The organism is Pseudarthrobacter sp. NIBRBAC000502772, assembly GCF_006517235.1.
In the GTDB taxonomy this organism is placed as follows: domain Bacteria; phylum Actinomycetota; class Actinomycetes; order Actinomycetales; family Micrococcaceae; genus Arthrobacter.
The window spans coordinates 460,486-478,680 of sequence record NZ_CP041188.1 but is presented as its reverse complement, the minus strand read 5'-3'; the positions used below and the strand labels follow the sequence as shown (position 1 = coordinate 478,680).

Here is an 18,195-nt window from a genome sequence, read left to right as displayed (position 1 = left end):
CCCGGCCCGATCTCAAATCGAGGCATTTCGCCGGAGAATTTCCGGTGAAATTATGGGTTTTCAGTCGTCCGTTAGGGTGACGCCGATGCCGCCAACAAGCGTTGCGGAGATGTTGTAAAGCACCGCTGACAGCATGGACAGTGCCGTCAGCAGGACAACGTTCACCACGGCGATAATCGTGGCAAAGGAAGCCACCTGGCCCAGGGATGCGACCTTCTTCAGTTCGAACCCGCCGCCTTCGGAGCCTGACAGGGTACCTAGGAGGCTGTCCACCTGGTCAAAGATTCCGGTGAGGTCCAGGACAGTCCAGAGGACGATTGCGGCCACGACGGTGACGATTCCCAGCGCCACCGACAGCAGGAACGCCATCTTCAGGACGGACCAGGGATCCACCTTGCTGACCAGCAGCCGTGCACGCCTGACCTTGGCCTTGGGTGCAGGCTTGACCAGGCCGGGCTGGGCCCGCGGAGACCGGCCCTGCACTGGGCGCTGGCTGGCCTGTGCTGCCGCCTGCCTGCCCTGGCCGGCACGCTGGCCCATCTGGCCCGTCTGGCCTGCCGGAACCCGATCCTGCGCAGGGCGCTGGCCGGGAACGGCCGGCCGCTGCCCCGGCGCGCCCGCAGGGGCCGGTGGGCGCTGCTGCGGACGGACGGGGGCGTTCACCCGGGGTGCGGCCGCGGGCGGCGGCGTTCCGCCGGGGACATTGCTGCTCGGCTTGGGATATGAGTCGGGATTACTCACTCGTTACCTCCGGTGTAGTCTTCGTTCGGCTCAGCGTCGCCGGAGGCGTCCTCTGACTCAACAGCCGGTGTTTCTGCCGTTGTTACTGACCCTGCGGATCCCTCGGGGGACCCGGCCTCTTCAGCCAACGTTACGTCATCGTCCACGGATTCTTCGCCCTCGAGGCCGCGTTCGCTGTTCCTGGCCACCTCAATGATGCGGTCATTCTTGTCCGGCTTCGCGAAGATAACACCCATGGTGTCGCGGCCCTTGGCAGGTACGCCGGCCACGGATGAACGGACAACCTTGCCGCCTTCCATGACCACCAGAACCTCGTCTTCTTCCTGGACAATCAGGGCGCCCACAAGGTGGCCCCGTTCCTCCTGGTACTTGCCCACCTTGATGCCCAGGCCGCCGCGGCCCTGCAGGCGGTATTCCTCCACCGCGGTGCGCTTGGCGTACCCGCCTTCGGTGACCACAAAGACGAACGAACCGTCCGTGACGACGTCGGCCGCCAGCAGTTCATCGTCCTCGCGGAACTTCATGCCGGTGACACCGGACGTGGCCCGACCCATGGGACGCAGCGCATCGTCCGTGGCGGTGAAGCGGATGGACTGGCCCATGCGGGACACCAGCATGAGGTCATCCGTTTCGGAGACCAGCTGGGCTGATACCAGTTCGTCCTCGTCGCGCAGGTTGATTGCGATGACGCCGGCGGAGCGGTTGGTGTCGTAGTCCTCCAGACGGGTCTTCTTGACCAGGCCGCGCTTGGTGGCCAGCACCAGGTAAGGGGCCTGCTGGTAGTCCCTGATGTCCAGGACCTGGGCGATGTGCTCGTCCGGCTGGAAGGCCATCAGGTTGGCGACATGCTGGCCCTTGGCATCGCGGCCGGCCTCCACCAGTTCGTACGCCTTCGCCCGGTAGACCCGGCCGAGGTTGGTGAAGAAGAGCAGCCAGTGGTGGGTAGTGGTCACGAAGAAGTGCTCCACCACATCGTCGCCGCGGAGCTGGGCGCCCTTGATGCCCTTGCCGCCGCGCTGCTGCGACCGGTAGTTGTCGCTTCGCGTGCGCTTGACGTAACCGCCGCGGGTAATGGTGACAACCATTTCCTCTTCGGGGATCAGGTCCTCCATGGACATGTCGCCGTCGAAGCCCATCAGGATCTTGGTGCGGCGGTCATCGCCGTGCTTGGCCACGATCTCGCCCAGCTCGGTGCTGATGATTTCGCGCTGGCGTTCCTCGGAGGCAAGGATCGAGTTGTACTCGGCGATCAGGGCCTCAAGTTCGGAATGGCGGTCCTGGATCTTCTGGCGTTCCAGGGCTGCCAGGCGGCGCAGCTGCATGTCCAGGATGGCCCGGGCCTGCAGTTCGTCGATGTCCAGCAGCTGCATCAGTCCGTCGCGCGCGGCTTCGGTGGTGTTGGACGCACGGATGAGCGCAATGACTTCGTCCAACGCGTCCAATGCCTTCAGGAGGGCACGCAGGATGTGCGCCTCTTCCTCGGCTTTGCGCAGGCGGTAGCGGGTACGGCGCGCAATGACGTCCAGCTGGTGCGTTACCCAATGGCGGATGAAGGCGTCCAGGCTCAGCGTGCGCGGCACCCCGTCCACGATGGCCAGCATGTTGGCGGAAAAGTTGCTCTGCAGGTCGGTGTGCTTGTACAGGTTGTTCAGCACCACCTTGGCCACGGCGTCGCGCTTGAGCACAATGACCAGCCGCTGGCCGGTGCGGCCGGAGGTCTCGTCGCGGAGGTCCGCAATGCCGGAGATCTTCCCGTCCTTGACCAGTTCGGCGATCTTGATGGCCAGGTTGTCCGGGTTGGCCTGGTAGGGCAGTTCGGTGACAACCAGGCACGTACGGCCCTGGAGTTCCTCGACGTTGACCACGGCGCGCATGGTCACGGAGCCGCGGCCCGTCCGGTACGCGTCCTCAATGCCTCTGTGGCCAAGAATGGTCGCGCCGGTGGGGAAATCGGGTCCCTTGATACGGAGCAGCAGCTCTTCGAGCAGTTCCTCGCGGCTGGCCGTCGGATTTGCCAGGTACCACTGGACGCCGTCAGCCACTTCGCGGAGGTTGTGCGGCGGAATGTTGGTGGCCATGCCCACGGCAATGCCGGAGGAGCCGTTGACCAGCAGGTTGGGGAAACGGGCCGGCAGGATGGTGGGTTCCTGGTTCTTGCCGTCGTAGTTGTCCTGGAAGTCGACGGTTTCCTCGTCGATGTCCCGGACCATCTCCATGGCCAGCTGGGACATTTTCGTTTCGGTGTACCGCGGGGCGGCGGCACCGTCATTGCCCGGCGAACCGAAGTTGCCCTGGCCCAGGGCCAGCGGGTACCGCATGGTCCAGTCCTGGATCAGGCGGACCAGCGCATCGTAGATCGCGGTGTCGCCGTGGGGGTGGTACTGGCCCATGACCTCGCCCACCACACGGGCGCACTTGTTGAAGGACCGTTCCGGCCGGTAACCGCCGTCGAACATTGCGTACAGCACGCGGCGGTGCACGGGCTTGAGGCCATCGCGCACGTCGGGAAGGGCACGGCCCACAATAACGGCCATGGCGTAGTCCAGGTACGAGCGCTGCATTTCCGTCTGCAGGTCCACCTGCTCCACGCGGTCAACCAGCACGTCGCCTTCAAGAACGGTTTCCGGAAGATCGGCGGATTCCGCCGGGTTCTCGGGTGTCTCGTCACTCATCGTTTATATTTTCCGTTTCAGGTATATGTCGGACTTGGAATATCTACTCGGTGAACCGGTCAGATATCCAGGAACCTGACGTCCTTGGCGTTCTGCTGGATGAAGTTTCGGCGGGACTCCACGTCTTCGCCCATCAGTGTGGAGAAGGTCTGGTCCGCTGCCAGGGCATCGTCCATGGTGACCTGCAGGAGGGTCCGGTGGTCCGGGTCCATGGTGGTGTCCCACAGCTCGGTGTAGTCCATCTCGCCCAGGCCCTTGTAGCGCTGGATGCCGTTGTCCTTCGGAATACGGCGGCCGGCGGCCTGCCCGGACAGGAGCTTGGCATCGCGCTGCTTGTCGCTGAAGACGTAGTCGTGCGGCGCGTTGGACCACTTGATCCGGTACAGCGGGGGCTGCGCCAGGTACACGTAGCCGTTTTCGATCAGCGGGCGCATGTAGCGGAACAGCAGCGTCATGAGCAGCGTGGTGATGTGCTGGCCGTCAACGTCGGCATCGGCCATCAGCACGATCTTGTGGTACCGGAGCTTGCTGAGGTCGAAGTCCTCGCCGATGCCGGTGCCGAACGCGGTGATCATGGACTGGACCTCGGTGTTGCCCAGGGCCTTGTCCAGCCGGGCCCGCTCCACGTTCAGGATCTTGCCGCGCAGCGGCAGGATGGCCTGGGTTTCAGGGTTGCGGCCGCGTTTGGCGGAACCGCCGGCGGAGTCGCCCTCCACGATGTACACCTCGCAGCGGGCGGGATCCTTCGAGGAACAGTCGGACAGCTTGCCGGGCATCCCGAAGGATTCCAGCGGGCTCTTGCGGCGCGCATTGTCACGGGCCTTCCGGGCGGCCATCCGGGCCTGGGCCGCGGAAATGGCCTTGCGGATGACATCCCGGGCGGGGCCGGGGTTGCGTTCCAGCCAGTCGCCCAGGCCGTCGGTGACCACGCGCTGGACGAAGCCCTTGACCTCGGAGTTGCCGAGCTTGGTTTTGGTCTGGCCCTCGAACTGCGGTTCGGCCAGCTTCACCGAGATGACCGCCGTGAGGCCTTCACGGATATCGTCACCGGTGAGGTTGTCGTCCTTTTCCTTGATGATGCTCTTCTCCCGCGCGTAGCGGTTGATGAGGGAGGTCATCGCGGCGCGGAAACCCTCTTCGTGGGTGCCGCCCTCGTGGGTGTTGATGGTGTTGGCGTAGGTGTGGACGCTCTCGGAATACGCGTTGGTCCACTGCATCGCCATTTCCAGCGCGATGTGCCGTTCCGTGTCCTCGGTTTCGAAGGAAATGACGTCCTCGTGGACAACATCAACCTTTTTTCCCGAGTTCAGGTGCTTCACATAGTCCAGCAGGCCGTCGTCGTACTGGTACACCACGGTGCGGTGCTCAGCGGTGACTTCGCCTTCTGTGACCACGACGTCAAGGTTGAGGTCCTCATTGGCGTCCGCGTTCGATGCTGCTGTGCGCTCGTCCGTGAGCGTGATCCGCAGGCCCTTGTTCAGGAAGGCCATCTGCTGGAAGCGGGCGCGGAGCGTCTCGAAATCAAATTCCGTGGATTCGAAGATTCCCGCGTCCGGGTAGAAGGTCTGGGTGGTGCCGGTGGTGGCGCTTTCTTCGCCCTTAACCAGCCCGCCCTGGGGCTTGCCGCCGTCGGCGAAGGACATCCGCCAGACGTTGCCCTGCCGCCGGACTTCAGTGTCCACCCTGCTGGAGAGCGCGTTCACCACGGAGATACCCACGCCATGGAGGCCGCCCGAGACTGCGTAACCGCCGCCGCCGAACTTGCCGCCGGCGTGCAGGATGGTCATAACCACTTCCACGGTGGGTTTGTGCTCGGTGGGATGCATGTCCACGGGGATGCCGCGGCCATCATCTACAACTTTGACGCCGCCGTCGGCCTGCAGGACTATTTCGATGTGCGTGCAGTACCCGGCCAGTGCCTCGTCAACAGAGTTGTCCACCACTTCATAGACCAGGTGGTGCAGGCCGCGCGGCCCGGTGGAGCCGATATACATGCCCGGGCGTTTCCGGACGGCTTCGAGGCCCTCAAGTACGGTGATGTCGCTTGCGCCGTATTCCCGGGGTGTCACGGCCGCCGCCGGCGTATCGGGGGTAGGGACGTCCTCCGTTGCGCGTTCCAAGGCCTGGGTATCTGTATTGTCGTTAGCCACAGGTGCTGTCGACTCCTCTTTTTCGATGATGGCCGGCGGCGGCCTTCCAAGGGAAAGCATCCGCCAACAGGCACAAGCTGATGGCGCTGACGGATACGTCGACGTGCAGGACCGAAGTCCGCCTGCGGAGAGCGTGCGGAAAACGGACTCAGTCAACGTTTCACCGGCGCCCAGTTATCTGCTGTGATTCTATCGTGAAATGGGCTGCAAACCCGCATTCCGGCGGGCGTCGCGGGACCTTGATGTGCCGATGCGAGGCCGTTGACCCCGCCTAGGGCGCCCTCGAAGTCCCGTCTCCGGGTGCCTATACGCCCCAAGGGCGTTAGCCCGCCCTACACGCCGCCGGACGAATATTCAAGAGTCGACGGCGGCGGCTAACCGTAGGTATCGCGCGGCCCGCGGCCGTTGACGGTGCGTCCGCCCTTGCGCCAGCTGGGTGCTGACGGGCCGAGCACCTGGATGCTGGTGACCACGCCATCGCCCAGTTCCGTGCGGAACTTCTCCAGCAGGCTGTTGCTCAGCAGCCGCAGCTGCGTAGACCAGGCCGTCGAGTCGCAGCGCACGTGAAGGGTGGTATCGGTGAAGCTCTCCGGGGTGCAGTGCGCTGAGATCTCCGGGCCAACCAGCGTGGCCCACTCTGCCATGACCGATCCCACCGCTACCGGCGAGCTCCAGCCGCGTTCGGCCACGAGGCGTCCCACCACTTTGCCAAGCCCCAGCGGATCACGGCCGGTGGAATGGAACTGGCTGAAACCGCGGGTATCCCGGATCCCACCCTTTGTCTTGGCGGCGCCGGCCTTGGGGGGTGCCTTCCGGCGGATTTCGCCGCGTGCGGCCGCGGCCTCACGCATGCGGTTCAGCGCAGCCTGCGGCGCGTCGATGTTGTCAGGATCCCGGCCGGGCTGCAGCCCGCCCTTTTCATCCTTATTCATCGATTCCTCCCGGGATGACCTTCACCCGCCGGCCGGAGAGTTCCTCCGGGATATCGGCGTCGACGGCGGCGGTCACCAGGACCTGTTCCGCGCCGGAGACTATTGCCGCCAGTTTACGCCGGCGCCCCACATCCAGCTCGGCGAAAACGTCGTCGAGGATGAGGATCGGTGCAGACCCGCCGGTCCTCGCGTCATCGAGCATGACGTAATACGAGGCGAGCCGGAGGGAGAGGCACATCGACCAGGTTTCGCCGTGCGAGGCGTACCCCTTGGCGGGCGCTTCGCCGAGGATCAGTTCGAGCTCATCCCGGTGCGGCCCCACCAAGGAGATTCCGCGTTCAAGTTCCTTGCGGCGAGAGGCTGCAAAGGCCTGGACATAGCGGCCGGTGAGGTCCTCAACGGTGAGGTCCCGCAGATCTTCGGCAGCGGCGGACCCATCCGTCAACGAAGCGCCACCGGCACCCGGTGCCGCGCCGCCGTCGTCGTCCATCAGGTTTTGGAGGGTGGACCGGTAGACGGCGTTGGCTTCCTTGGACCCATCCGTGAGCTGGGCATACGCCTTGGCCAGGTGCGGGCTCAACAGTTCCACCAGTTCCAGCCGCGCGTGCAGCAGCTCAGCGCCCGCCCGGGCCATGTGCTGGTCCCAAACATCGAGGGTGGCCTCGTGCCCGGCAGTGAATTTTCCAGCCCGGGCGGATTTGAGCAGGGCGTTGCGCTGCTTCAGGACACGGTCATAGTCCGTGCGCGTCGCCGAATGCCGGGGCATGAGGCTGACCAGCAGCTCGTCCAGGAACCGGCGGCGGTTGGACGGATCTCCCTTGACGAGCGCCAGGTCCTCAGGGGCGAAAAGCACTGTCTGGCAGATCCCCAGGAGATCCCTGGCACGGACGGGATTGCTGCGGTTGATTCGGCCCCTGTTGGCGCGGCTGGCGTTGATCTCAAGTTCCAGGACCGTGGTCTGGCCACCGCGGACCAGGCGGGCACGGACCAGCGCGCGGTCCGTGCCGAACCGGAGCAGCGGGGCGTCGGAGCTGACCCGGTGCGAGCTGAGGGTGGCCAGGTACCCGATGGCCTCCATGAGGTTGGTTTTGCCGATGCCGTTTGCCCCGACGAGCACGGTAACCCCCGGTTCGAGGGGAAGGTCAACCTGGGCGTAGCTGCGGAAGTCAGTGAGCGAAAGGTGTTCTAGGTACACGCGGTGTTCGACAATTCTCGGAACCCGCGGGTCCCGGGGTGGATGTTACTTGGCGGGACGGGTGGCATGCCCGCCGAACTGGTGGCGCAGTGCGGAAACCATCTTCATGGCGGGCGAGTTTTCCTCGCGGGAAGAAAAGCGCGCGAAGAGTGCGGCCGTGATGGCCGGTGCCGGGACAGCGTTGGCAATGGCTTCCTCAACGGTCCAGCGGCCTTCGCCCGAGTCTTCGACGTAGTCATCGATGGATTCCAGTCCCGGGTCCTCGTCCAGCGCCTTGACCATGAGGTCCAGCAGCCAGGACCGGACGACGGTGCCCTTTTGCCAGGCGCGGAACGTACCGGGCAGGTCGTCGACAATGTCCTTGGCGGCAAGCAGTTCGTAGCCTTCGGCATAAGCCTGCATCAGGCCGTACTCGATGCCGTTGTGGACCATCTTGGCGTAGTGCCCGGCGCCGATTCCGCCGACGTGGACAAAGCTGTCCGCCCGCTCGCCTTCGGGACGGAGTACATCAAAAACCGGCAGTGCCCGCTCAATATCGGCAGCATCGCCGCCAGCCATGAGCCCGTACCCGTTCTGGAGGCCCCACACTCCGCCGGAAACGCCGCAGTCGGCGAAACGGATCCCCTTCTCGGCCAGCGCGGCACCATGTTTCTGGTCCTCGGTGAAGCGGGAGTTGCCGCCGTCGATCACCAGGTCGCCGGCGTCGAGCTTGTCCCCGAGTTCGGTGACGACCGCATCGGTGATGTCGCCTGACGGGACCATGACCCAGATCAGCCGCGGGGCCGGAACGGCCGCAATGAGCTCATCCACGGAGGCAACATCGGTGACCTCGGGGTTGCGGTCAAAACCGGTGACCTCAATGCCGCCCTTGCGCAGGCGTTCGCGCATGTTGAAACCCATCTTGCCAAGGCCGATCAGTCCAATATGCACGTGGGTCTCTTTTCTGCGCGGGGTTGGCTGTCGTTTTGGGGCCCAGAACGACATCAACTGTCTGGGCCCACGCCGCCAGGGTTCCCTGGCCGAGCTTGCGAGGCGAGGGTGGCGGTGGGGACTAGTTGGGAAGGCGGACGGGCATGACCAGGTAACGGTAGTCGTCCTGGTCCTCGCCGTCGGCGTCTGCCTGGGCCGTGATCATCGCGGGCTTCGGCGCCGTGGTGAAGGAGAACCTGACGTACTTCGTTTCGATGACGCTCAGGCCCTCCACCAGGTAGTGCGGGTTGAAGGCGACGGTGATGTCGTCACCGGAGAGCTGGGCTTCGAGTTCTTCGGAGGCCTGGGCATCTTCGCCGGTGCCGGCGTCCAGGTGCAGCAGTCCTTCGGTGAAGGCGAGGCGTACCGGGGTGTTGCGTTCGGCCACCAGCGACACACGGCGGACGGCTTCCACAAGTTCCTGCGTCTGGACAGTTGCGTGGATGGGGGTGGAATCCGGGAACAGCGAGCGGATCTTGGGGTAATCGCCATCCACGAGCAGCGACGTGGTGGTTCGGCCGCCGCTTTCGAAACCGATGAGCCGGCTGTCATCGTCAGCAAGGGCGAGGTTGATGTCGCCGCTGTTGCCAAGGGTCTTAGCCACCTCGTTGAGGGTTTTAGCCTTCACCAGCGCACTGGTGGAAATTCCCGGTGTGGTGGGCTTCCACGGCACTTCGCGCATGGCCAGACGGTAGCGGTCGGTGGCCAGAAGCGTGATGAGGTCGTCCTCGATCTCCATCCGGACGCCGGTCAGGATGGGGAGCGTGTCATCCTTACTGGCCGCAATGATCACCTGGGACACAGCCTGGGCGAATGCGTCACCCGGGACGGTGCCGCTGATGGCGGGCAACGCAGGCAGCGGCGGGTATTCGGCCTCGGGCATGGTGGCCAGGTGGAAGCTGCTGCGGCGGCAGGTCAGCGTCACCTTGTTGCCATCGGTCTCCACGACCACCGGAGCGGAAGGAAGGCTGCGACAAATGTCTGCGAGGAGGCGTCCGGAAACGAGGATGGTTCCCTCAGTGGTGATGTCCGCGGGGATGTCCAGCCGTGCGGAGGTCTCGTAGTCAAAGCTTGAGAGGCTGACCGTACCGGCCTCAGCCTTCAGCAGCAGGCCCGACAGTACTGGAACCGGCGGCCGCGGAGACAACGACCGGGCTGTCCAGGTGACGGCTTCTGCCAGGACGTCCCGTTCGACTCTGAACTTCACGGAAGGGTGCCGCCTTTCATTGCTGCTGCCTTGTCTGAACCGGAAACTCCCACAGGGAGCCCAAAAGTAGTGGCGCCCCAACAACGGAACCTGCATGGTTCATCGAGTGCTGAACCACAAAGAAACCCGAGGATGGGAGCGCTGCTGACAGCTTAGCCGGAAGACGGCTGATTAACCCATCCCCGGTCAGGACGCCTGGGGTCCGGAGGCCCTTGGGCCTGGGCCGGTTCGGGGTGCGGATCGAGATTGTTATTTGAGGGAAATCAATTTCTTGGGATTAGTAGTGTTAATAACTGCTGTGGATACTGTGGATAACTCGATCCGGCCGCAGGATCCAGCGGTTAAGCCCTGTTCATGGATTGTGGGTGACGCAGGTTTTAAACAGGCTGTGGATGGGGATAACAATTTTTGGGTTTTCGCTGATCCACAGGCGGCTTAAGGGTTTTAAGCCCATTAAGCTCGGTTGTCCCCTTAAGTATCCACAGGGTTATCCACACGCACCTGTTAATAAGGTATAGAGGCGACGGCTCAGGAGTTGCGCTGCTGCTGCTTGATCCTGTTGGTGAGTTCGGTGACCTGGTTGTAGATCACACGACGCTCAGCCATCAGCTCACGGATTTTGCGGTCCGCGTGGATCACCGTGGTGTGGTCGCGGCCGCCGAGTTCCTGGCCGATCTTCGGCAGGGACATATCCGTGAGCTCGCGGCAGAGGTACATGGCGATCTGCCGGGCGGTCACCAGCGTGCGGGTCCGGGACTTGCTGCAGAGTTCCTCCATGGTGAGCTTGAAGTACTCCGCCGTCTGGATCAGGATCTGGCTCGACGTGATTTCCTGGGCGCCGTCGTCCGTGATGAGGTCCTTCAGGACCATCTCAGCCAACGCAACATCGACCGGCTGGCGGTTCAGGCTGGCGAATGCCGTCACCCGGATCAGTGCGCCTTCGAGTTCGCGGATGTTACTGGAGATCTTGGAAGCGATGTATTCCAGGGCATCGTCCGGGGCGGAGAGGCCTTCGCTGAGGGCCTTCTTCCGCAGGATTGCGATGCGGGTTTCGAGCTCGGGCGGCTGGATGTCGGTGAGGAGGCCCCACTCGAAGCGGGACTTCATCCGGTCCTCGAAACCTGCCAGCTGCTTGGGCGGCAGATCCGAGGTGATGACCACCTGCTTGTTGTTGTTGTGCAGGGAGTTGAACGTGTGGAAGAACTCCTCCAGCGTCCGGTCCTTGCCGGCCAGGAACTGGATGTCATCGATCAGCAGCACGTCCACGTTGCGGTACGTGGTCTTGAAGCTGGCGCCCTCGTCATCGCGGATGGAGTTGATGAAGTCGTTGGTGAACTCTTCGGAGTTCACGTACCGGACCCGGATTCCGCTGTACAGGCGGCGGGCATAGTGGCCGATCGCGTGCAGGAGGTGGGTCTTGCCCAGCCCGGAATCACCGTAGATGAACAGCGGGTTGTAGGCCTTGGCGGGCGCTTCGGCCACGGCCACGGCAGCTGCATGGGCAAAGCGGTTGGACGAACCGATCACAAAGGTATCGAAGACGTACTTGGGGTTCAGCCGGCCGAACTCGTGGGAAGTGCTCGGCAGCATCGGCTGCGGCTTCTGTTCGATCAGCTGGTCCGGCGAGTAGGAAGGTTCGACGACGGGTTCCGGCTCCGTGTGGAGCGGCACCAGATCGGTGTCCACGTCGATCGCGCAGCGGATGTCCTCGGAGAAAACGTTATGCAGGGCGTCATCCAGGGCGTCCTTGACCTGGGTCTGAAGGACTTCACGGGTCAGTTCGTTGGGAACGGCCACCAGGAGGGTGGATCCGATCAGGCCCTGGGCCTGGGCCAGGATGACAAAGCCCCGCTGCCGTGGAGATACGCGGTCGTCCTGCTCGAGCAGGCTCACAACCCGACGCCAGGAACTTCCGACAGTATTGGCGTGGTTGGCTTCGTCTACTGTCATCAATCAGTTCCTCAAAACTTGCGTGCCTGCATTACGTGCAGCCCCAAGTCCCGAACCAGGATGCTGGTTCAGCTTCATCCACAGGGTTATGCACAGTCCGTGGATAATCGGCTACTGAGCCACTCTAGGGGAACAAAAGGCCAGAAGATAGCTGGGAAGTAGCTTGTGGATAATTACACCGTTGTGGTTCGAAAACAGGCCTTGTGAGCCACTTCATCCACAGGCTGTGGGGCCAGGTTAACCACAGCCGGGGACAGGGACGCAGGGGTACCCCGGTTTGACTCTGGCAGGCATTTTGCCCTAACGTTGTGAAGTCCTTTGTGTACGCTTTTTGGCCCCTTCTGAATCTCTCTGACGCACCGCGTTGGAGCAGCCGGGGGAAGCGTGCATATACAAAACTTAGCGTCGGCCAGTTCTTCCCCTTTTACTGATCGGGTGGGCGCACCTTTGATCCACTGGAGTAACTAACGTGAGCAAGCGGACTTTTCAGCCGAATAACCGCCGTCGAGCCAAGAAGCACGGCTTCCGCCTTCGTATGCGTACCCGTGCCGGCCGTGCCATCCTGGCAGCCCGTCGTGGCAAGGGCCGCACCGAACTGTCGGCCTAGATAACTGACTCGTCGGTTTAACTTTTCTTTGCGAGTTTAAGGTGCTGGCCACCCGTAACCGTTTGAGGACTGCAACCGATTTTTCAACAACTGTACGTTCCGGTGTCCGCAATGGACGCCGGAACGTAGTGTTATATGCGGCAGCTATTGCTGCCGACGAACCCAGCCGGATCGGGTTCATCGTTTCCAAAGGTGTCGGGAACGCTGTGGTCAGGAACCTCGTTAAGAGGAGACTGAGAGAAGCCGGTGCTGCCTCGCTGCGCGAGTACGGTACCGGGTTCGCCATAGTGGTCCGGGCGCTGCCTGCGTCCGCTGCCGCCAGCTGGGATCAACTGCTGGCGGACTACAACGCCGCACTGGAATCAACCATGAGCCGGTTGGGCAGCCGCCTTCCGCGGGCTGCTGTAAACGGTTCAACCGGTACAACACAGGAAGGGACACAGCGTGCGTAAGGTAACTGCCGCCGTCGTCCACTACCTTCATCCTGTTGCTGCCACCGTGGGCACCTTCCTCTGGAACCTGCCCAGAAACATTCTTATTCTGCTGCTGATGGCCTACCGCAAGGTGATTTCTCCCTTGTATGGCCAGGTCTGCCGTTTCTTTCCTTCCTGCTCCGCGTACGCCCTTGAGGCGATCACTGTCCACGGGGCGGTGAAGGGCAGCTGGCTTGCGGCCCGTCGCCTTGTGCGCTGCCATCCGTGGAATGCCGGCGGTGTGGACCATGTCCCCGCCGGCCACCGCCACTGGCCCGATCACCGGACCCCCACAATTGTTGTGCTGAACAACCCGGACAAGTACCTGGCTGCTCAGACTGATGGAGAAGGCCGCCTTGCGGCCTGACGAATAGGGATATCGTATGGACTTCTTTGAAACAATCATGTTTCCGTTCAAGTGGCTGGTTTCCATCATCATGGTGGGCTTCCACGAGGGCCTGAGCAGCATCGGGCTGCCTGAGGCTTCGGGCTGGACGTGGACGCTGTCCATCATCGGGCTGGTGCTGGTGATCCGTGCCGCCCTGATCCCCGTATTCGTCAAGCAGATCAAGGCGCAGCGTGGCATGCAGCTGCTGCAGCCGGACCTGAAGAAACTCCAGGACAAGTACAAAGGCAAGACCGACCAGCTCTCCCGCCAGGCAATGGCGCAGGAACAGATGGCCATGTACAAGAAGCACGGAACCAACCCGTTCTCTGCCTGCTTGCCGATGCTGATCCAGATGCCGTTCTTCTTCGCGCTCTTCCAGGTTCTGTCCGGCATCACAGCGGCCCGAACCAAGGGCGCCGGCATCGGTGCCATGAGCCACGAGCAAGTGGTGCAGTTCGACGATTCCAGCATCTTCGGGGCTACGCTTTCCGCTTCCCTGTTGCATGGCGGCGCCGGCAACCAGACCGCCGTGTGGATCCTGTCGATCGTGATGATCCTGGCCATGACAGCGTCGCAGTTCATCACGCAGAAGCAGATCATGGCCAAGAACATGTCTGAAGAGGCCATGGCCAGCCCGTTCATGCGCCAGCAGAAGATGATGCTCTACATCCTGCCCGTCGTGTTCGGTGTGGGTGGCATCAACTTCCCCATCGGTGTCCTCATCTACTGGACCACCACCAACCTCTGGACCATGGCGCAGCAGTTCTTCGTCATCCGCCGCATGCCGACGCCGGGATCCCCCGCCGCCAAGGCACTCGCCGAACGCCGTGCGGCCAAGGGCCTGCCGGCCCTGCCCATTCTGGGCGGGAAGAAGGCCGACGCCGAAGCGGAGGCAGCTGCCGCAGCTGCGATCATCGAGCAAAAGGGACAGCGCGTCCAGCCCCAGCGTAAGAACAGGAAGAAGAAGTAATGTCAGCCGAGAGCACCGAACACGCCCTTTCCGACGAGATCATTGACGATCAGGACGAATCAGCGACTGACGCCGATGCTTCCCCCAAGGGATCCGCTGCCAGCCGCCTCGAAGAGGAAGGAGACGTTGCTGCCGATTACCTCGAGGAGCTCCTGGATATCGCGGACATCGACGGTGACATCGACATCGAAGTCCGGAACGGCCGCACTTACATTTCCATCGTTGCCGAGGAAGAAACCGATAGCCTCGACAGCCTCGTCGGCGAAGACGGCGAAGTCCTGGAAGCCCTTCAGGAACTGACCCGGCTCGCTGTCCTCTCCGCGACGGAGAACCGCTCTCGCCTGGTGCTGGACATCAACGGCTACCGTGAGCAGCGCGCCGGCCACCTCCAGAAGATTGCGGAGGATGCAGCAGCTTCGGTCAAGGAGTCCGGCAAAGCCGTGGCACTGGAGCCGATGAGTGCGTACGAACGCAAAATCGTTCATGACGCCGTGGCTGACCTGGGACTCGTCAGCGAGTCCGAGGGCGAAGGCGCCGGGCGCCACATCGTAGTATCCGCAGACTAGAGAATGCTGAACCGCTAATCATGGTTGACATCACGGCAGCAGAATTGCTGGCGGCCGAGAAGATTTTCGGTGACCGCCTGGACCTGGCCAAACGCTACGTGGAGCACCTGGCCACGTCGGGAACCGAACGCGGGCTGATCGGGCCGCGTGAGATCCCACGGTTGTGGAGCCGGCACGTCCTTAACTGTGCCGTTATCGAAAGCGAGATCGCGCACGGCAGCCATGTTGCCGACGTCGGAAGCGGAGCCGGACTTCCCGGACTTTGCCTCGCCATCGCGCGTCCGGACCTCCAGCTGACACTGATCGAGCCGCTGGAACGCCGGGTGATCTGGCTCCAGGAAGTGGTGGACGATCTCGGCCTGACAAATGTCACGGTGATGCGGACCCGGGCGGAGCTTGCGGTTGGCATGGTGGACGCTGATGTTGTGACTGCCCGGGCTGTTTCCGCGCTGAGCAACCTCGCCGGCCTGACCATCCCCTTGCTCGCCGGCAAGGGCGAGGTTGTGGCCATTAAGGGACGCAGCGCAGGCGAGGAAATCGAAAAAGCAGCGAAGGTCATCCGGAAACTCGGTGGCGTCCAGACCTCTGTAGTGACTGTCGGTGAAAACCTCCTGGAGGAACCCACCACGGTGGTACGGATCGTCGTTAACAAGTCCCGAAAGATCTCCTAGTCCTGGCCCGGTAGCCTTGGTCTGCAGGGCGAAGCGGTTAGGCTAGACAACGGCAGCAAAAGCCGAACGAGAGTGAGTGTGTCCCAGTGACCAGTAGCGAAGCCTCCACACAACGGATACCCCCGTTCGTGTCTTTGGGGTCAGCACGATCAGTTGCTGGCATGGGTATGGGTTCCGTGCCCGGACGAGGGGAAAGTCACCCTAATCCGGTTGCTGAAATGGCAATCCTTGCCTCTGTTTCACGTGAAACAACAACGGGAGGCAGGATCAACGTCATGGACACCATGGACGATTCCAGTCCTATCGCCCGGGAACTCGCGCACGAGACCAGGCGCCGCGAACGGCTGGTTGGCCGGAAACTTCCCAAGCCGGAGAAGACCCGTATCTTCACGGTGTCCAACCAAAAAGGCGGCGTGGGCAAGACCACCACCACCGTGAACATCGCTGCTGCCCTGGCCGCAGCCGGCCTGAACGTCCTGGTCATTGACATCGATCCCCAGGGCAACGCCTCCACCGCCCTCGGCGTCGAGCACCATGCCGATGTGGACAGCATCTACGACGTCCTCATCAACGATTTCCCTCTTGCTGACGTCGTGGCACCCTGCCCGGACATCAGCAACCTGATTTGTGCTCCTGCCACCATTCACCTGGCCGGAGCGGAGATTGAGCTTGTTTCGCTTGTGGCCCGTGAACAGCGGCTCCGCCGGGCGATCGATGTCTATGCCAAGACCCGGGCAAAGAACGGCGAAAAACGCCTCGACTACATCTTCATTGACTGCCCGCCCAGCCTCGGGTTGCTTACGGTTAATGCCTTCTGTGCTGCCGGTGAGGTCCTTATCCCCATCCAGTGTGAGTACTACGCACTGGAAGGCCTCAGTCAGCTCCTCAAGAACATTGAGATGATCCAGAAGCACCTGAATGCGGATCTGGTGGTCTCCACTATTCTCCTCACGATGTATGACGGACGGACCAATCTTGCAGCCCAGGTGGCAGCGGAAGTTCGCCTCCACTTCCCCGAGCAGGTCCTTGGTGCTGTAGTCCCCCGCTCCGTGCGGATTTCAGAAGCTCCGAGCTACCAGCAAACCGTCATGACGTACGATCCTTCCTCCAGTGGAGCCCTGTCTTACCTGGAAGCTGCAGCCGAAATCGCTGAACGCTAGAATCTTCAAGAACTGCAACAACCGGAGTCCGGCAAGATCTGACTCTTCCATCGGAGGGATTTATCCATGAGCGAAAAGCGACGTGGCCTAGGCCGCGGTCTTGGCGCACTCATTCCAAGTTCCGCCGGTAGTGCGTCGGGCAACGGCGGCGCTGCGTCGCGGCCCGTGGATCTCTTCTTCCCCGAAGGCCGTAAGAAAGTCGGGTCCCCTGACGACGCTTCAGGGAATGGTGGGGCAGCTTCAGATGCTGCATCTTCGGAGTCGGTTGTTTCCGAGTCGATCGCGCCGACCCAGGCCAACGACGCATCGGTAACCAAGAAGGCAGCCGCGCCGAGAACGGCCTCCCCCGCGAATCCGTCGGCCAAGGCAGCAGAGAAGCTGCCGGCCGCAAATGCTCCCGCCAAGGCTCCCGCGAAAGCTCCTGCAAAGGGCGGTGCAACTACATCAACGGTGGATGGTTCGCCCACGCCAGTTGAAGGCGCGACTGGCGAGTCTGTGTCCGAGGTGTCTGAGTCCCAGAGCAGTACGCCGGATAACGGTGTTGACCTCGTGGAAGTCCCCGGCGTGCGGTTTGCCGAGATTCCGGTCACCGACATCCATCCGAACCGCAAACAGCCCCGCTCAGTCTTCGATGACGATGACATGGCGGAGCTAATCCACTCCGTGCGCGAAATCGGCGTCCTCCAGCCAATTGTGGTTCGTACCTCAACCGAAGAAGGTGGAGAACCGTACGAGCTGGTGATGGGTGAGCGTCGCTGGAGGGCAGTACAGGCGGCCGGGATGGCGACCATCCCAGCCATTGTCCGGGACACCACTGATGATGACCTCCTCAGGGATGCACTGCTGGAGAACCTGCACCGCAGCCAGTTGAACCCGCTCGAAGAGGCTGCGGCCTACCAGCAGCTGCTTGAAGACTTCGGAACCACTCACGAGCAGCTTGCGGACCGCATTGGCCGGTCACGTCCCCAGGTTTCGAACACGCTGCGTCTCCTCAAACTTCCACCCCTGGTTCAGCGTCGTGTGGCGGCCAGCGTTATTTCCGCTGGCCACGCGCGCGCGCTGCTCGCCCTGCCGGATGCAGCAGCCATGGAACGCCTCGCCCAGAAGATCGTGGCTGAAGGCATGTCTGTTCGGGCAACCGAAGAGGCCGTCACTCTCTACCAGGATCCTGCGAAGCCTGCAAAGAACAATATCCCTCGTCCGGGAGCCCGCCATGAGCGCCTGGACTATCTGGCATCCTCGCTGTCCGACCGCTTGGACACCAACGTCAAGATTTCCCTGGGTGTCCGCAAGGGGCGTGTCAGCATTGAATTCGCCAGTGTTGAAGACCTGAACCGCATCATGGAAGTTCTTGCGCCAGGATCTGAAAACTAGCGTTCTCCGTTCAAAGAAGGGCCTGTTTCACGTGAAACAGGCCCTTCTTTCGTCTGAATCGACGCCATCTTTGCACTCCGGAGCTGATACTGGCGTGGCCATCGTGGTTGTGACGCGCCCCCGGGATCGAGCCCGTGGTTCGCATGGCGGAACACGCTGGTCCCGATGGG

General features: G+C 62.6%; 16 protein-coding genes. 8 read left to right on the top strand and 8 right to left on the bottom strand.

All coding sequences use genetic code 11. The features are described from left to right. Nucleotides 1-60: 60 nt before the first annotated feature. The 8 genes from NIBR502772_RS02205 to dnaA form a co-directional block, all read right to left on the bottom strand. Nucleotides 61-741, bottom strand: a complete 681-nt coding sequence (locus NIBR502772_RS02205) for a DUF3566 domain-containing protein (protein WP_141138879.1) — start codon at nucleotides 739-741, stop codon at nucleotides 61-63. Continuing rightward, the gene (gyrA, locus tag NIBR502772_RS02200; RefSeq protein WP_141138878.1) at nucleotides 738-3,413 is read right to left on the bottom strand and encodes a DNA gyrase subunit A; all 2,676 of its coding nucleotides are present in this window, start codon (nucleotides 3,411-3,413) and stop codon (nucleotides 738-740) included. The genes NIBR502772_RS02205 and gyrA overlap by 4 nt, the downstream gene beginning before the upstream one ends. 59 nt (nucleotides 3,414-3,472) lie before the next feature. Further along, nucleotides 3,473-5,563 carry a DNA topoisomerase (ATP-hydrolyzing) subunit B gene (gyrB, locus tag NIBR502772_RS02195; protein WP_141138877.1) on the bottom strand — a complete coding sequence of 697 codons (2,091 nt, stop codon included), beginning with the start codon at nucleotides 5,561-5,563 and terminating at the stop codon, nucleotides 3,473-3,475. Nucleotides 5,564-5,937: 374 nt separating this feature from the next. After that, nucleotides 5,938-6,495 carry a DUF721 domain-containing protein gene (locus tag NIBR502772_RS02190; RefSeq protein ID WP_056342749.1) on the bottom strand — a complete coding sequence of 186 codons (558 nt, stop codon included), beginning with the start codon at nucleotides 6,493-6,495 and terminating at the stop codon, nucleotides 5,938-5,940. Beyond that, nucleotides 6,488-7,690 carry a DNA replication/repair protein RecF gene (gene recF, locus NIBR502772_RS02185; protein WP_141138876.1) on the bottom strand — a complete coding sequence of 401 codons (1,203 nt, stop codon included), beginning with the start codon at nucleotides 7,688-7,690 and terminating at the stop codon, nucleotides 6,488-6,490. Before recF ends, NIBR502772_RS02190 begins: the two co-directional genes overlap by 8 nt. 45 nt (nucleotides 7,691-7,735) lie before the next feature. Continuing rightward, entirely contained in the window at nucleotides 7,736-8,620 is an 885-nt protein-coding gene (gene gnd, locus NIBR502772_RS02180) for a phosphogluconate dehydrogenase (NAD(+)-dependent, decarboxylating) (RefSeq protein ID WP_141138875.1), read from the bottom strand. A gap of 121 nt (nucleotides 8,621-8,741) precedes the next feature. Next, nucleotides 8,742-9,866 carry a DNA polymerase III subunit beta gene (dnaN, locus tag NIBR502772_RS02175; RefSeq protein ID WP_141138874.1) on the bottom strand — a complete coding sequence of 375 codons (1,125 nt, stop codon included), beginning with the start codon at nucleotides 9,864-9,866 and terminating at the stop codon, nucleotides 8,742-8,744. A gap of 528 nt (nucleotides 9,867-10,394) precedes the next feature. Then, nucleotides 10,395-11,816 carry a chromosomal replication initiator protein DnaA gene (dnaA, locus tag NIBR502772_RS02170; protein WP_056342735.1) on the bottom strand — a complete coding sequence of 474 codons (1,422 nt, stop codon included), beginning with the start codon at nucleotides 11,814-11,816 and terminating at the stop codon, nucleotides 10,395-10,397. A gap of 469 nt (nucleotides 11,817-12,285) precedes the next feature. Between dnaA and rpmH the strand changes: the two genes are divergently transcribed. From rpmH to NIBR502772_RS02130, 8 genes are all read left to right on the top strand, one after another. Continuing rightward, on the top strand, nucleotides 12,286-12,423 hold the full coding sequence (rpmH, locus tag NIBR502772_RS02165) for a 50S ribosomal protein L34 (protein ID WP_003800212.1): 138 nt from the start codon (nucleotides 12,286-12,288) through the stop codon (nucleotides 12,421-12,423). A gap of 41 nt (nucleotides 12,424-12,464) precedes the next feature. Then, complete coding sequence (rnpA, locus tag NIBR502772_RS02160) at nucleotides 12,465-12,875, top strand: ribonuclease P protein component (protein WP_056342732.1); 411 nt, start codon at nucleotides 12,465-12,467, stop codon at nucleotides 12,873-12,875. Beyond that, complete coding sequence (yidD, locus tag NIBR502772_RS02155) at nucleotides 12,868-13,263, top strand: membrane protein insertion efficiency factor YidD (protein ID WP_141138873.1); 396 nt, start codon at nucleotides 12,868-12,870, stop codon at nucleotides 13,261-13,263. The genes rnpA and yidD overlap by 8 nt, the downstream gene beginning before the upstream one ends. Before the next feature lie 16 nt (nucleotides 13,264-13,279). Then, nucleotides 13,280-14,254: a membrane protein insertase YidC gene (gene yidC, locus NIBR502772_RS02150; RefSeq protein ID WP_141138872.1), complete on the top strand. Its 975-nt coding sequence runs from the start codon at nucleotides 13,280-13,282 to the stop codon at nucleotides 14,252-14,254. Beyond that, nucleotides 14,254-14,820, top strand: a complete 567-nt coding sequence (locus NIBR502772_RS02145; RefSeq protein ID WP_104060347.1) for a R3H domain-containing nucleic acid-binding protein — start codon at nucleotides 14,254-14,256, stop codon at nucleotides 14,818-14,820. The genes yidC and NIBR502772_RS02145 overlap by 1 nt, the downstream gene beginning before the upstream one ends. A 20-nt stretch (nucleotides 14,821-14,840) precedes the next feature. Next, on the top strand, nucleotides 14,841-15,491 hold the full coding sequence (rsmG, locus tag NIBR502772_RS02140) for a 16S rRNA (guanine(527)-N(7))-methyltransferase RsmG (protein ID WP_104060348.1): 651 nt from the start codon (nucleotides 14,841-14,843) through the stop codon (nucleotides 15,489-15,491). A gap of 86 nt (nucleotides 15,492-15,577) precedes the next feature. Beyond that, the gene (locus tag NIBR502772_RS02135; protein WP_305775668.1) at nucleotides 15,578-16,651 is read left to right on the top strand and encodes a ParA family protein; all 1,074 of its coding nucleotides are present in this window, start codon (nucleotides 15,578-15,580) and stop codon (nucleotides 16,649-16,651) included. Nucleotides 16,652-16,717: 66 nt separating this feature from the next. After that, a complete protein-coding gene (locus NIBR502772_RS02130; RefSeq protein ID WP_141138871.1) occupies nucleotides 16,718-18,025 on the top strand; it encodes a ParB/RepB/Spo0J family partition protein in 1,308 nt (435 codons plus the stop codon). Nucleotides 18,026-18,195: the final 170 nt, after the last annotated feature.

Excerpts from the sequence above, each read along its gene's own strand:
- gyrA (WP_141138878.1), bottom strand. The coding sequence starts at position 3,413 with ATGAGTGACGAGACACCCGAGAACCCGGCGGAATCCGCCGATCTTCCG.
- NIBR502772_RS02190 (WP_056342749.1), bottom strand. The coding sequence starts at position 6,495 with ATGAATAAGGATGAAAAGGGCGGGCTGCAGCCCGGCCGGGATCCTGAC.
- dnaA (WP_056342735.1), bottom strand. The coding sequence starts at position 11,816 with ATGACAGTAGACGAAGCCAACCACGCCAATACTGTCGGAAGTTCCTGG.
- yidC (WP_141138872.1), top strand. The coding sequence starts at position 13,280 with ATGGACTTCTTTGAAACAATCATGTTTCCGTTCAAGTGGCTGGTTTCC.
- NIBR502772_RS02145 (WP_104060347.1), top strand. The coding sequence starts at position 14,254 with ATGTCAGCCGAGAGCACCGAACACGCCCTTTCCGACGAGATCATTGAC.
- rsmG (WP_104060348.1), top strand. The coding sequence starts at position 14,841 with ATGGTTGACATCACGGCAGCAGAATTGCTGGCGGCCGAGAAGATTTTC.
- NIBR502772_RS02130 (WP_141138871.1), top strand. The coding sequence starts at position 16,718 with ATGAGCGAAAAGCGACGTGGCCTAGGCCGCGGTCTTGGCGCACTCATT.